This is a genomic window from Streptomyces chrestomyceticus JCM 4735 (assembly GCF_003865135.1).
Taxonomy (GTDB): Bacteria; Actinomycetota; Actinomycetes; order Streptomycetales; family Streptomycetaceae; genus Streptomyces; species Streptomyces chrestomyceticus.
Genome location: NZ_BHZC01000001.1, coordinates 8142607 through 8157034, shown reverse-complemented (window position 1 = coordinate 8157034; position 14428 = coordinate 8142607). Strand labels below are relative to the sequence as shown.

Annotated in this window: 13 protein-coding genes; 9 read left to right on the top strand and 4 right to left on the bottom strand. The window is 73.4% G+C overall.

The window, feature by feature from the left end:
• Positions 1–113: 113 nt before the first annotated feature.
• The 9 genes from EJG53_RS35710 (at position 114) to glpK (ending at position 9680) form a co-directional block, all read left to right on the top strand.
• Positions 114–1118 (top strand): methyltransferase, encoded by a 1005-nt coding sequence (locus EJG53_RS35710; RefSeq protein ID WP_125048372.1) that lies wholly within the window; start codon positions 114–116, stop codon positions 1116–1118.
• A 202-nt stretch (positions 1119–1320) separates the two neighbouring features.
• Complete coding sequence (locus tag EJG53_RS40815; RefSeq protein WP_154806422.1) at positions 1321–1494, top strand: hypothetical protein; 174 nt, start codon at positions 1321–1323, stop codon at positions 1492–1494.
• 18 nt (positions 1495–1512) lie between these two features.
• Complete coding sequence (locus tag EJG53_RS35705; RefSeq protein WP_125048371.1) at positions 1513–2307, top strand: bacteriocin fulvocin C-related protein; 795 nt, start codon at positions 1513–1515, stop codon at positions 2305–2307.
• 67 nt (positions 2308–2374) lie between these two features.
• Positions 2375–3226 carry a M15 family metallopeptidase gene (locus EJG53_RS35700; protein WP_125048370.1) on the top strand — a complete coding sequence of 284 codons (852 nt, stop codon included), beginning with the start codon at positions 2375–2377 and terminating at the stop codon, positions 3224–3226.
• A 268-nt stretch (positions 3227–3494) separates the two neighbouring features.
• On the top strand, positions 3495–3995 hold the full coding sequence (locus tag EJG53_RS35695; protein ID WP_167515218.1) for a Zn-ribbon domain-containing OB-fold protein: 501 nt from the start codon (positions 3495–3497) through the stop codon (positions 3993–3995).
• Complete coding sequence (locus EJG53_RS35690) at positions 3985–5175, top strand: lipid-transfer protein (RefSeq protein ID WP_125048369.1); 1191 nt, start codon at positions 3985–3987, stop codon at positions 5173–5175. Before EJG53_RS35695 ends, EJG53_RS35690 begins: the two co-directional genes overlap by 11 nt.
• Before the next feature lie 196 nt (positions 5176–5371).
• Positions 5372–7081, top strand: coding sequence for a GGDEF domain-containing protein (locus tag EJG53_RS35685; protein WP_125048368.1), 1710 nt, complete (start codon positions 5372–5374; stop codon positions 7079–7081).
• A 249-nt stretch (positions 7082–7330) separates the two neighbouring features.
• On the top strand, positions 7331–8098 hold the full coding sequence (locus EJG53_RS35680) for an MIP/aquaporin family protein (RefSeq protein ID WP_125048367.1): 768 nt from the start codon (positions 7331–7333) through the stop codon (positions 8096–8098).
• 52 nt (positions 8099–8150) lie between these two features.
• Positions 8151–9680 (top strand): glycerol kinase GlpK, encoded by a 1530-nt coding sequence (gene glpK, locus EJG53_RS35675; RefSeq protein WP_031002217.1) that lies wholly within the window; start codon positions 8151–8153, stop codon positions 9678–9680.
• 89 nt (positions 9681–9769) lie between these two features.
• Here the strand turns inward: glpK and EJG53_RS35670 are convergent, their stop codons facing one another.
• The 4 genes from EJG53_RS35670 to EJG53_RS35655 form a co-directional block, all read right to left on the bottom strand.
• A complete protein-coding gene (locus EJG53_RS35670; RefSeq protein ID WP_031002215.1) occupies positions 9770–10381 on the bottom strand; it encodes a GTP-binding protein in 612 nt (203 codons plus the stop codon).
• Between the two features lie 114 nt (positions 10382–10495).
• Positions 10496–10906 (bottom strand): DUF742 domain-containing protein, encoded by a 411-nt coding sequence (locus EJG53_RS35665; RefSeq protein WP_125048366.1) that lies wholly within the window; start codon positions 10904–10906, stop codon positions 10496–10498.
• 26 nt (positions 10907–10932) lie between these two features.
• Positions 10933–11373, bottom strand: coding sequence for a roadblock/LC7 domain-containing protein (locus EJG53_RS35660; protein WP_125048365.1), 441 nt, complete (start codon positions 11371–11373; stop codon positions 10933–10935).
• Positions 11370–14111, bottom strand: coding sequence for a sensor histidine kinase (locus EJG53_RS35655; protein ID WP_125048364.1), 2742 nt, complete (start codon positions 14109–14111; stop codon positions 11370–11372). Before EJG53_RS35655 ends, EJG53_RS35660 begins: the two co-directional genes overlap by 4 nt.
• Positions 14112–14428: the final 317 nt, after the last annotated feature.

Here is a 14428-nt window from a genome sequence, read left to right as displayed (position 1 = left end):
GCGGCGGATTGCCTAGGTTGGTCCGTTCGTACAGCGGCAGTGACAGCGCCGGCGAGGGCGACGGCGGCCGTGACCGCGGCGGCCGGGCACGACGCGCAGAGGGGACTCGGGAAGTGACGGATGGGAACGGGCGGGGCATCTGGGACATCGCGGACCTGGTGACGCCGATGGCGGTACGGACCGTGGCGACGCTGCGGGTGGCCGACCATCTGGCGGACGGAGCGCGGACCGCGCGGGAGCTGGCCGCGATCACGGAGGCCGACGCCGGGGTGCTGGACCGGGTGCTGCGGCACCTGGTGACGGTCGAGGTGTTCAGCCGCGACGAGGAGGGCCGCTACGGGCTGCTGCCGCGCGGCGAGGAGTTGCGCGACGACCACCCGTCCGGCGCGCGGCGGATGCTGGACGTGGAGAGTGCCATCGGCCGGGCGGACCTGGCGTTCGTGGCACTTCCCCACTCCGTGCGGACGGGTGAGGCGGCGTTTCCGCGGCAGTTCGGGCGTTCCTTCTGGGACGACCTGAAGACGGACCCGGCGCGGGCCGCCGGTTACGACGCGCAGATGGGCGTCGATGTCACCCGGTGGGCCGAGACCGTCGTACCCGCCTACGACTGGGGTGCGCTGGGGCGGATCGTGGACGTCGGGGGCGGCAACGGCACGTTCCTCGCGGCGGTGCTCGCCGCGCATCCCGGATTGCGGGGCACTGTGTTCGACCAGCCGGAGACCGTACGGGCGGCGCGCGGGACGCTGGCGGCGGCCGGGCTGGACGGACGCGCGGACGCGGTGGCGGGTGACTTCTTCGAGGCGCTGCCCGCCGGGGCGGGCGGCTATGTCCTCTCCGCGGTCCTGCACGACTGGGACGACGACGCGGCGCGGGCGATCCTGCGCCGGTGTGCCGAGGCGGCGGGGACGCGGGGGCGGGTCCTGGTCGTGGAACGGTTCGGCGTGGACGGCGAGTCGGTGCACACGGGTATGGACCTGCGGGTGTGCGTGTACTTCGGGGCGCGGGAGCGTGGGGTGACGGAGTTGACGGCGCTCGCGGAAGAGGCCGGGCTGCGGGTGGCGGGGGTGCATCCGGCGGGCGATCTGGCGGTGGTGGAGATGGTGGCTGCCGGAGAGTGACGGCTGCCGGGGAGCTACCCGCCGCCGGAGTGTGACGGCGCACGGCGGTGTCCCGGGTATTCCGGGTGTCCCGGTCCAGGGCGCCCGGGACACCGTCGGCGGAAGAGTGTGACGGCCTTCTATTCCTGTTCTATTGCCGCCCATTTTCCCGGTACGTTACTTTTACCGGAGAATCCTTCCGTAAAAGCGGACGAGGGGCGACATGAGCGATCCGGCAACGCGGTGGGTGTTGGCCTTCGACGCCTCGTGCGAGCAGTGCAGGAAAGTCTCCGAAGCGGTCGAGCGCGCCTGCGGAGGGAAAGTCGAACTGTTGTCGCTCATGCATCAGGACGTACGCCGCTGGCGCGCGGAGAGTTTCGGCGAACCGGCGCCCTGAAAACCGACGCTGCTACGGGTGGAGCAGGACCGGGTACGCGCCTGGGCCGGTCCGGGAATGGCCGTGGCACTCGTCCGGAGGCTGGGGCTGCGCGCGACCGTCCGTACCGTCGGCGCCCTCAACGACCTGCGCCGGCCGCCCCGTACGGACGGCGGTCACGGGCGCCAGCAGTTCCTCCGGCTCGCCGGTGGCGCCGCGGTCACCGCGGGACTGCTCCTCGGCGCGGGGCGGACGAAGGCGCACGCGGCGCACGCCGCCGCCGGGCACGACGAGGCCGAGCAGTGGGTCGAGGACCACCGCGACAGCCTCCCGCAGGACTACGACGCGCTGACCGCCCATCCCCTGCCCTACCGCCAGGCCATCTGGGCCGCACTGCCGCCCCCGGCCCGCAGCCGGCTCTGGGTGGAACAACTCGCGCGCTACCGCCGGGCCCACCCCGGCCTTTCCCCGGAACAGAGCGACGTACTCGAAAAAGTGCACCGCATCGCCGCGCAGGAGAGCAGTTTCGCTTTCGACCGGGTGGCTGACCCGGGGCCTGCCGAGCGGGCCCTCCGGGAGTCCGCCGACCGGCATTTCGGGCGCGCGGCGGCGAACCTGCTGTTCGCGACACTCGGCCCCGCCGAGACCTCCGGGAAGCGCGGCGCAAAGGCTCTGAACTGCAATTGCAGCGTCGAATCCAACTACTGTTCCAGCAGTGCCTGCCACGACAACCAGTGCATGAAAGGCCGGTGCAACTGCCGCGTGTACCAGCGGTCCTGCGGATATCTCTGGCGCTATCCCTGTGACGGCTTCTGCGCCTGCAGCGCCTGCTGAGCTTCTTCTCCGACAGGCGGTGCCGATCGTCTTCCGTGTGGCGCGGTGCCGGTGGTAGACGGGTGCCATGCCGAGACTCGCTGCCGCGCTGCGCGGCCTCGCCGTGGCCGCCACGGCCCTCGCTCTGACCTCTGCGGCCGTGCCACCAGGAGGGGCCGCCGCCGAGCCGAGCCCTTCGGGCGGCGCCGCACCCTCCACAGCCACGGCCGCGCCCGCGCCCAGGGAATTCGTCGCGCTGCGCGACGTGGACCCGACGATCCGCCAGGAGATGCGGTACTTCACGCCGCACAACTTCATGGGCGTACCGGTCACCGGCTACCGGCAGCCCCTGTGCATCCTGACCCGGGACGCGGCGCGGGCGCTGCACCGGGCCCAGCGCTCCTTCCTGCGGCAGGGCTACACGCTCAAGGTGTACGACTGCTACCGGCCGCAGCGCGCCGTGAACCACTTCGTGGACTGGGCCGAGGATCTGGGCAACCAGCGGATGAAGGGCGAGTTCTATCCACGGATCGACAAGTCGACGCTCTTCCGTGACGGCTACATCGCCGAGAAGTCGGGGCACAGCCGCGGCAGCACCGTCGACCTGACGCTGGTCCGGCTGCCCGGCCTGCCCACCCGGCCGTACATCCCCGGCGAGCCGCTGACGCAGTGCTACGCGCCCAAGAAGGAACGCTTCCCCGACAACTCGCTCGACATGGGGACCGGATTCGACTGCTTCGACACACTCGCGCACACCCTCGACCCTCGGGTGCAGGGACAGCAGCGCGCGAACCGGCTGCTGCTGAAGCAGGGGCTGGAGCGCGCCGGGTTCCGCAACTACGACAAGGAGTGGTGGCACTACACCTTCACGCCGGAGACGTTCCCGGACACGTATTTCGACTTCCCGGTCTCGCGGCGGTCGCTGAGCGGACGTCGCTGAACGGCCATCGCTGAACGGCCGTAACCGAGTACGAGTCGGCCGGGGCGCGGAACCACCCCCGTGGATCCCGCGCCCCGGCCCTGCCTTGGTGGACGCCGTGCGGGGGTATCCGGTTCAGCCGGTTTCGGGAAGAACAGCATGATCCTTTCGTGCGCCGGGGGCGGTGGCGCGGCAGCGGGGTTCCGTCGGCCGTCCGTCACGTGCCAGACTCCTGACGGCCCGTCAGTTTACCCGTCGGGGCGAGCCGTTGCCGGTGTCGGGAGGTTTCGTGGCGCGCTTACGCAAGCCGGTGGTGCCGGGGTGGTTCACCGAGGTGGACACCGGTGCGGGCTTCCGGCTCCTGGGGACCCGGTGCGGTACCTGCGGTGCCGTGTTCTTCCCGCGTGAGGACTTCTTCTGCCGTGCCCCCAGTTGCGACGGGACCGACCTGACCGAGGTGCCGCTGTCGCCGCGCGGCACGGTCTGGTCGTACACGGACGGCCGCTACCGGCCGCCGCCGCCCTACGTCTCGGACCCCGAGGTGCCGTGGCAGCCGCGCACGCTGATCGCGGTGGAGCTGGCGGCGGAGCGGACGGTGGTGCTGGGGCAGGCCGCGCCGGGGGTGTCCGTGGCCGCTCTGCGGGTGGGCATGGAGGCCGAGCTGGTGCCCGGGGTGCTCGGCGAGGACGCGGAGACCGTGTGGACGACGTGGTGGTGGCGGCCGGTGGGGACAGACGGGGCCGACGGGGCGTACGGAGCTGTCGGGGCGGGAGGTCGCCGTGACCGGTGACATCGCCGTCCTCGGGGCGGGCCTGCACCCCTGGGGCAAGTGGGGCCGCGGCTTCGTCGAGTACGGAACGGTGGCGGCGCGGGCGGCGCTGGCCGACGCGGGGCTGGAGTGGGCCGATGTGCAGTCGGTGGTCGGTGCGGACACCGTGCGCGGCGGCTATCCGGGGTACGTGGCGGGCGCGACGTTCGCGCGGGCGCTGGGCTGGCAGGGCGCGCGGGTGACGAGTGTCTACGCGGCGTGTGCCTCCGGGGCGCAGGCGGTCGCCGCCGCGCGGGCGCAGCTTCTCGCGGGGCTGGCGGACGTGGTGCTGGTGGTGGGCGCGGACGCGGCTCCGAAAGGTTTCTTCGCCCCGGCGGGCGGCGACCGGCCCGACGATCCGGACTGGCTGCGCTTCCGGCTGCTGGGCGCGACCAATCCCGCCTACTTCGGGCTGTACGCCCGGCGCCGGATGGCCCTGTACGGGGACACGGCCGACGACTTCGCGCGGGTGAAGGTGAAGAACGCGGCGGCGGGCGCGCTCAACCCGTACGCGCGGTACCGCAAGCCGGTGACGGCGGCGGAGGTCGCCGCGTCGCCCGTGGTCGCCGACCCGCTGCGACTGCTGGACATCTGCGCCACGTCGGACGGTGCGGCGGCGCTGGTCCTGTGCCGCCTGGACTACGCACGGCGGCGGGGTGTGCCGGACCCCGTCCGTATCCGGGCCGTCGCCACGGCGACGCCGCGCTATCCCCGTACGGAGCTGGACCTGCCGGACATCGCGACCGACTCGGCGGCGTCCGTACCGGAACCGCCGGCGGCTTTCCGGCCGTCCCTCGTCGAAGCCGCCTACGAGGAGGCGGGGCTGGGGCCGGACGACCTGTCGCTGGCGGAGGTGTACGACCTGTCCACCGCGCTGGAGCTCCAGTGGTACGAGGATCTCGGCCTGTGTGCCGAGGGCGGGGGCGCGAAGCTGCTGCGCGAGGGGGCGACGGCGCTCGGCGGACGGCTGCCGGTGAATCCCAGTGGCGGTCTGGCGTCGTTCGGGGAGGCGGTGCCCGCGCAGGCGATCGCGCAGGTCTGCGAGCTGACCTGGCAGTTGCGCGGGCGGGCCGGGGCACGGCAGGTGCCGGGCGCGCGGGCCGGGATCACGGCGAACCAGGGGCTGTTCGGGCACGGTTCGGCGGTGGTCGTGGTGCGGTGAGGCGCGCCCGGGGCGCGGGCCACCGGGCCCCGGGCGGCTGGGGCCCGTGCGGCCGCGCGAACCCGTGCGGCAGGGACCCGAGCGGCCACGCGGGCCCGCGAGCCCCCCGAAGACACCCGTTCGAGTGCGCCGGAAGGGTGCGTGAACAGTGCGTGAACCACGCACCGTGCGCGTTCCCGGTGGGCATTCTGCTGCCGTGCCTGCCTGGACGGACCAGCTCCGATTCGCCTTCCAGCCCGTCGTGAACCTGTCGACCGGTTCGGTCGCCGCCCTGGAGATACTCGCCCGCCCCGAGCGCGGCGACGTGCTGACGGCGGCGCGGCGCTCCGCCGACCTGGACGCCGAGCTGGCCGGGCTCGCCGTACGGTCCGCCGCGCGCCAGGAAACCCTGCTGCCGCTGCACGTCAACGTGTTCGCGGCGACCCTCGCCGAGTTGCCGGGGCTGACCGCGCTGCGCAAGGCGGTGCACGACGTGGGCCGCCGCCCGTGGGAGATCACCATCGACGTCGGCGGGCCGTTCACGCACGTACCGCGGCGGGCGCTGCTGGAGGCGGTGGCGGGGCTGCGGCAGGACGGGTACCGCGTCGGCGCCGACGGGGTGGGCGACGGGGACCTGCCGCTGCGGCTGCTCGGCGATCTCGCCCCCGACCTGGTGAAGCTGGACGCGTCGCTCTGCGCTGAGCTGGACGGCGACCGGGGCGGGCGGGCCGCCGTGGCCGCGATGCGGCAGCTCTGCGAAGTGCTGGGCAGTGTGCTGGCGGTGGAGGGGGTGGAGACGGAGCGGCAGTACGCGGCGGTGCGTGCGGCGGGCGCCCAGCTCGCGCAGGGGTTCCTGTTCGCGCCGCCCGCCCGGCGTCCGGCGGCCGACGTGTATGTGCCGGAGCCGCGCGACGGGTACGGGCCGGTGGCGACCGGGTACGCCGGGGGCGTCGCATCCGGCGCGGCCCAGCCGCCGGCCGGGCCGCCGGTGACGCAGTTCCTCCAGCCCGCCGCACTGCTGCCGATGTCCGCCTCGGCGGGCGCGGTGCGCAGTCATCTGACGGGTTTCCCGGGGGTCTCGGGCGTGCTGCTGGTGGACCCGGACGGCGTACCCGTACGGGCCATCGACCGGGACCGCTTCCTGCTGTCGCTGTCCGGGCGCTACGGGCACGCGCTGTACGCCGACCGCCCGGCGCTGCGGCTGGCCGACCGGCCGCGGACGGTCGGCGCCGACGCCACCGCCTGGGAGGTGCTGGACGTGGCGGCGGACGGCGACCGGGACCGGGCCGGTGACGACGTGGCGGTGGTGGACGACCAGGGCCGCTGCATGGGCGTGGTGCATCTGGCCGACATCCTGCGGGCGCTGGCGGAGAGCCGGGTGGAGGAGGCGGCGCGGCTCAATCCGCTGACCCGGCTGCCCGGTTCGGACGCGGTGAACGCGGAGGTGGACCGGCGGATCGCGGACGGCCGGGCGTTCGCGCTGAGCTGGCTGGACGTGGACCGGTTCAAGCAGGTCAACGACGGGGCCGGGTTCGCGGCGGGGGACGCGCTGATCCGGGCCGTGGGGCAGGTGCTGGCCCGTACGGCGGCGGAGCTGCCCTCGGCCCGGGTGGGGCACATCGGCGGGGACGACTTCCTGGTGCTGGCCGCGCCGGACGATCTGGAGCCGTTCGCGGCGGCCGTGCTGGACGTGCCGTGGTCGGCGGGCGGGCTGCCGGTGACGCTGTCGCTGGCGACGGTGGTGTGCCCGCCGGGCAGCGTGACCGGTCACGCGCAGTCCGCGGCGGCGCTGGCGCCGCTGAAGAAGGCCGCGAAGTCCCTCACGGGGGTCGGCAGTTGGGTGCTGGGGCGGCCCGGTGCGCCGGGGCACGAGGTGCGCCGGGGCCGGCGGCGCGGGGACGGGACGCCGCCCCACCCGGTCCCTTGACGCCCCGTCACCTGCGGTGAACACTGCCGGGTGTCCGTCGGCACCGCCACCGCCGGGTGATCCGGCCGCGTGGCAGCGGTGAGCGCTGCCCGACTCCCCAGGGGCGGTTCCGGCGCACCGGCACGCTCGACGCGGACGCCGCGCGGGGCGCGGCGGCCGAGCGCCCGCCGTCCTCCCCGTGGCCCGGGAAGTACGCACCCTGCACGGAGGACCGGGGCCACGGCCCCGGGCCAGGGACTAGGAGCCGCCATGTATGCCAACGGGGACATTTTCATCGGTGAGGTCATCGGTACCGCCCTTCTGATCCTCTTCGGTGCCGGCGTGTGCGCCGCCGTCACCCTGCACCATTCCAAGGCGAAGGCCGCGGGCTGGGTCGTCATCGCGTTCGGCTGGGGTCTCGGCGTGCTCGCCGGGGCCTACAGCGCGGCGCCGCTGTCCGGCGGGCACCTGAATCCGGCGGTGACGCTGGGGTCGGCGGTCGCGGGCGGTACGCCCTGGTCGAAGGTGCCGCTGTACGTCGCCGCCCAGATGGTGGGGGCGCTGCTCGGCGCCGTACTGGCCTGGGCGCTGTACTACGCGCAGTTCGCGGCCAACCGGGAGGCGGACAAGGCCCAGCCGACGCTGGGGATCTTCGCCACCGCCCCCGAGGTCCGCAGTCCGGCCGCCAACCTCGTCACCGAGATCATCGCGACCGTGGCGCTGGTGCTGCCCCTGCTGTTCTTCGGCAAGAACGAGGGCATCGGCATCGGGCGGGTGCCCGGCGCGGACGCCGGTGTCTACGGGTCCGGGATCAACGTCCTGCTCGTCGCCCTGCTGGTGGTGGGCATCGGCCTCTCCCTCGGCGGGCCCACCGGCTACGCCATCAACCCGGCCCGTGACCTGGGGCCGCGGATCGCCCACGCACTGCTTCCCATCCCCAACAAGGGCACCTCGGACTGGTCCTACGCCTGGATTCCGGTGGCCGGTCCGCTGATCGGCGCGGTGCTCTCCGGCCTGGTGTTCACCGCGGTCTTCTGACCGTCCGCGCACGGCGCCCGGCCCGACCCGCTACGAGGAATCAGGAGACGTCATGACGGACGGCAGCACGGACAGGTACGTCGCCGCGATCGACCAGGGCACCACCTCCAGCCGCTGCATCATCTTCAACCAGGACGGCGCGACCGTCGCCGTGGACCAGCGCGAGCACCGGCAAATCTTCCCCAAGCCCGGCTGGGTGGAGCACGACGCCGAGGAGATCTGGGCCAAGGTGCAGGCGGTGGTGGCGGGCGCGCTCGCCAAGGCGGGGCTGCGCGCCGACCAGCTCGCCGCGCTGGGCATCACCAACCAGCGCGAGACCACGGTGCTGTGGGACCGCTCCACGGGCAAGCCGGTGCACAACGCGGTGGTGTGGCAGGACACCCGTACCGCGCAGCTCTGTCACGAGCTGGGCGGCACGGACGGCCAGGACCGCTTCCGCGAGGCCACCGGGCTGCCGCTGGCCAGTTACTTCTCCGGGCCCAAGGTGGCCTGGCTGCTGGACAACGTGCCGGGGCTGCGGGCGCGGGCCGAGGCCGGGGAGATCGCCTTCGGGACCGTCGACTCCTGGCTGATCTGGAAGCTGACGGGCGGTACGGACGGCGGGGTGCACGTCACGGACGTCACCAATGCCGGGCGCACGATGCTGATGAATCTGCACACGCTCCAGTGGGACACCGCGATCCTGTCCGCGATGCGGGTGCCGGAGGCGGTGCTGCCGGAGATCCGGTCGTCGGCGGAGGTGTACGGGACGGCGGTGGGCCAGTTGCGGGGTGTGCCGGTGGCGGCGGCGCTGGGCGACCAGCAGGCAGCGGTGTTCGGGCAGACCTGTTACCGGGTCGGCGAGGCCAAGAACACGTACGGCACGGGCTCGTTCCTGCTGCTGAACACCGGGCAGCGGCCGGTGCCGTCCAAGAGCGGGCTGCTGACGACGCTGGGGTACCAGCTCGGCGGTGAGGCACCGGTCTACTGCCTGGAGGGTTCGATCGCGATCACCGGTGCGCTGGTGCAGTGGTTCCGGGACCAACTGGGGATCATCGACTCGGCCGACGAGATCGAGGATCTGGCGGCGCGGGTGCCGGACAACGGCGGGGCGTACATCGTCCCGGCGTTCTCCGGGCTGTTCGCGCCGTACTGGCGGTCGGACGCGCGCGGTGTGATCACCGGGCTGACGGGTTACGTCACCAAGGCGCATCTGGCGCGTGCGGTGCTGGAGGCCACGAGCTGGCAGACGCGCGAGGTGGTGGACGCCATGTACCAGGACTCCGGCGTGCAGATCACCGCGCTGAAGGTGGACGGCGGCATGACCGTCAACAACCTGCTGATGCAGCACCAGGCGGACGTGCTGGGCGTACCGGTGATCCGGCCGGTGGTCGCGGAGACGACGTGCCTGGGCGCGGCGTACGCGGCCGGGCTGGCGACGGGGGTGTGGGCGGACCTGGACGAGCTGACGGCGCACTGGAAGCGGGACACCGAGTGGACACCGCGGATGGACGGGCCGACGCGGGAGCGTGAGTACGGCAACTGGCGCCGGGCGGTGGAGCGGAGCTTCGGGTGGCACGAGGCGGGCGGCACCGGTTCGTAGCCGTCCCGGCAGGCGTACGGCCCGCACCCCGGACGGCGGGGTGCGGGCCGTGCTTGCGGCGCCTTACGGGCGCGCGGGCCCGGCGTGCCTCAGGGCAGTGCGGGCTCCCGCCGCCGGGCGCTGATGTGCATCGCGTGTTCCACGACCGCGATCAGTACGTCCTTGGCGGAGTCCTTCTCGCGGGCGTCGCAGAGCATCACCGGTACCTCGGGGTCCAGGTCCAGTGCGTCGCGCACCGTTTCCGCGGGATAGCGTTCCGCGCCGTCGAAGCAGTTGACGGCCACCATGAACGGGATGCCGCGGCGCTCGAAGTAGTCGATGGCGGCGAAGGAGTCCTCCAGGCGCCGGGTGTCGGCCAGCACGACCGAGCCGAGCGCGCCGCGGGCCAGCTCGTCCCACAGGAACCAGAAGCGGTCCTGGCCGGGCGTGCCGAAGAGGTAGAGCACCAGGTCCTCGCGGAGCGTGATGCGCCCGAAGTCCATGGCGACGGTGGTGGTCCGCTTGCCCTCCACCCCGGCGAGGTCGTCGACCGGCCGGCCCGCCTCGGTCAGCCGCTCCTCGGTACGCAGCGGCTTGATCTCGCTGACCGCGCCCACCAGGGTCGTCTTGCCCACCCCGAAGCCGCCCGCCACCAGGATCTTGAGGGTGACGGGGTCGGGGGCGTCCTGCTTGCGGCGTCGTTCAGAGCGCCCGAAGACCATGGCCGTCTTCTCCCGGTTCGCCGCTGGTGCTGTTCTCTCGCATTCCTCGGTCCTCGCAGTTCGTGGGGGTGCCGGCCGCGGACGGCACCGCCGTGCGGCGGCGCGCCCGCGCGGTCACAGCGCCCGGAGCCCGTCGATCACCTCGCGGAGGATCTGCTCGTCGGGCAGTTCCGCCGGGGGCACGGGCCGGCTCACATGGACCAGCTCCGCGTCCAGCAGGTCACCGATCAGGACCCGTACGACGCCGAGCGGCAGGTCCAGTTCGGCGGCCAGTTCCGCGACGGACAGCGGGGCGTCGCGGCACAGGCCGACGATGTCCACGTGCTCCGGCGACAGGGTCTGGTCGTCGAACGGTTCGCCCTGCCGGTCCTCGGCGATCACCAGGGCGATCAGGTCGAGCCGCGGTTCGGCCTCGGTGCTGGTCCGGCCGCGGGTCATCGCGTAGGGGCGCACCACGGGGCCCGCCTCGTCGTCGTACCAACTGGCGTCCCCCCGCCCGGGCCTGGCCGTGCCGTCTGTGGTCATGGCGTCACCGTGCCGTCATCCTCCGGTCAGCCGCCGGCGGGCTGCCCGGCCCTGGGCGCGGTGCCCAGGTGGGCGCCCACCCGCTTGACGAGCAGCGTCATCTCGTACGCGACCAGTCCCACGTCGGAGTCGGCGTCGGCGAGGACGGCGAGGCAGCTTCCGTCGCCCGCGGCGCTGACGAAGAGGAAAGCTTCCTCCAGCTCGACCAGGGTCTGCCGGACCCGGCCCGCCTCGAAGTGCCGGCCGACGCCCTTGGCGAGGCTGTGGAAGCCGGAGGCGACCGCCGCGAGGTGCTCGCTGTCCTCCCGTGTGAGGCCGGCGGACGAGCCGATGGCGAGTCCGTCGCTGGAGAGGATGAGCGCCTTGCGGATGCTGCCCACCCGGTCGACCAGCTCGTCGAGGAGCCAGCTCAGCTCGCCCGACCCCTTCGACTCGGCACTGGCCGCTGCTGCCTTCGGTGCGGTCATCGACCGTCCCCTCCCGATGTGGTTCCTGGTGCTGTGTCCGGGCTGCCGTCCCGCCCGGCGTCCTCGCCGTTGTCCCGGCGGCCGCGCTGCCAGCCGCGCTGGAGCGAGGCCATCCGGGCGCGGACCTCCTCGGCGTCGCGGTCGTCCGCCGCGCCGTCGGGCGCGCCGCCCGGCTCGTCCTGTGCGGCGGGCTCCGCCTTGAGCTGAGGGGCGAGGCTGGCCTGCCGTACGCGGCGGGGCAGCCCTCCTGCCGTCGTGGCGGGCCGGCCGGACGGGGCAGGGCCCGTGTCCGTCGTCGTACCGGTGTCCATGTCCGCATCCGTGTCGCCGTCGGTTTCCGCGTCGGAGCGTACGTCGGCGCGGGCCGCCGCGTCGACCGGCCGGCCGTGGTCGGAGACCAGGACGGGCGGCCGGTGACGGCGCGGCAGCGGTGCGGGTCCGTCGCCGGACGGTGCCTGGTCGCGGGTCTGCCGGTGCTGCTCGGAGGTGCCGGCGGGCGGTACGGGGGCGACCGGCGGGGTGCCGTCGCGGCGGGTCCGCGCGCGGTGCAGGGTGCCCGGCTCGCGCTCGGTGCCGCGTGCGGTGTCGCGGGGGGCGCGGTGGGCGGTCCGGCCGCGGAAGAGGCTTCCCTCGTCGTCCGTTTCCGCCCGTTGGGCGAGTTCGGCGCGGGTCAGCGGGGGTTCCAGTTCGACCGGCCCGTCGATGACGTCCGGGGTACGGTCCGGCTGTTCGGGCAGCGGTACGGGGACCTGGGCCAGGGCGGCCAGTTTGCCGCCGGGCGCCGTCCGCTCCCCGGTCCGCGGGCCCTCGATCCGCCGGCTGCCGGTGTCGTCGTCGCGGCCGGTGTCCTCGGTGAGGAGCGCGGCGGGCAGGAAGACGACGGCGGTGGTGCCGCCGTACGGGGACGGCTGGAGCGAGACCCGTACGCCCTGGCGCTGGGCGAGGCGGCTGACCACGAACAGGCCGAGCCGGTCGGTGTCGGACAGCTCGAACTCGGGGGTCTCGGCGAGCCGCAGGTTGGCGTCGAGGAGGACGTCGGGGGCCATGCCCAGGCCCCGGTCGTGGATCTCCAGGGTGAAGCCGTTGGAGACCCGCTCGCCGACCACCTGCACCGCGGTGTGCGGGGGCGAGAAGACGGTGGCGTTCTCCAGGAGTTCGGCGATCAGGTGGGTGAGGTCGGAGACCGCGGGGCCCTGGACGGCCAGCCGCGGCAGGCGGCGTACCTCGATGCGTTCGTAGTCCTCGACCTCGGCGACCGCGGCGCGCACCACGTCCATGAGCTGGATGGGCTTGCGCCACTGCCGGGAGGGGGCGGCGCCGGAGAGGATCACCAGGCCCTCGGCGTGCCGGCGCATGCGGGTGGTGAGGTGGTCCAGGCGGAAGAGGTCGGCGAGTTCGTCGGCGTTCTCCGTGCGCCGTTCCATCGCGTCCAGGAGGGTGAGCTGGCGGTGCAGCAGGACCTGGCTGCGGCGGGCGAGGTTGACGAAGACCTCGGAGACGCCGCGGCGCATGTCGGCCTGTTTGACGGCGGCTTCGACGGCGGCCCGCTGGAGGGTGTTGAGCGCCTGCCCGACCTGCTCGGTCTCGCTCTGGCCGAACTCCAGGCGCGGGGCCTCGGTCTCCACGTCGACCTGTTCGCCCGCGGCCAGGCGCCGCATGACGCTGGGCAGCCGGACGCCGGAGACCTCGTGGGCGTCCTTGCGCAGCCGGATCAGGTCCCGGACGTGCTTGCTGCCGATGCGGACGGAGACGATGACCGAGACCAGCAGCGCGACGAAGCCGAGGACGCCCGCGACGCCGGCCTTGAGGAGGACGGCCATGGCGACCGGCTCGACGCGTTCCTTGTAGCGGTCGCCGGCTTCCCGGCCCATCCGCTGGAGGTCGCCGAGGACCTTGCCGGCGGTGGCGTTCCAGCGTTCGGCGTTGACCGCGCGGGGGGCCGCCGTGGGGCCGCCGTCGATGACGCGGTCCTCGAAGGCGGTCAGTTCGCGGGCGGGTGCGGAGCGCCAGTAGTCGGTGAAGACGGCGCGGTCGTCGCCCGGCAGTACGGGCAGGCTGGTCGCGTACAGGACACGGCGTTCGGCGACGCGGTCGGCGAAGGCGCGCAGGTCGCGCTTGGTCATGGTGCCGGAGACGATCGCCGCGGACATCAGCGCGTCCTCGCGGGAGACGGCTTCGCGGGCGCGGGTGACGTTGACCAGGGCGCGGCCCTGCTTGTCCATCTCGACGTTCTCCAGCGCGTGCAGCGCCGCGAGGAACTCGTAGTTCGGGTCGACGAGGTCGTTGTACGCCTCGAAGGCCGCGTCGCGGGAGATGGTGTTGTCCTCGACCTGGGTGCGCAGCGAGGTCAGCCGCCCGAGGCCCTTGAGGACGTCGTCCATGCGTTCGCCGGCGACGCCGTTGAGGTCGTCGCGGACGGCGGGGTCGGCGGCGTTGTCGCGCAGCTTGTTGACGATTTTGTCCGTCTCGCGGGTGCGGTCGCGCAGCTCGCCCAGCGAGTCGGCGCCGCGCCGGTCGGCCAGGAAGAGCAGACTCTGCCGCCGTTCCTGCTGGAGCGCCTGGACGGCGTCCTCGGCGGGGTAGCCGAGTTTGGCGACGACGTTGCCGACGCCGAGCAACTGGTTGGCCTCGCGCCCGGTGAGGTACGTGGCGAACGCCCACATGGCCGTGAGGGACACCAGTGGCACCAGCAGCAGCGCTGCGATCTTCCGAGTGATCGTCTTCCCTCGAAAGCGCATGGCCTCCCCTACGTCGTCCCCGGCGCACGGGGAGGGTGTTCCGTCAACAAACGGCGCGAGCCTACTACTGACGAGGGACTTGGCCGAAGCCCCGTCCGAACGCTCGATCCGCAGGTCAGGGGCGGATCGTCCGCAGTTGTCGGCTGATTGCCGGACAACCCGCCCACCCATGTGGCCTCGAACACCCCTTCCGCTCCCGCCCGTGCGCCGGAGCGGCTGGCCGAAAATCACGGTGGCCGGGAACCCGTCGGCGGTCCCGTTCGTGACCATGGTGGGCGGTGGTGTGTCCGGGCCGGGACATGCGACGGGGTGAAGCC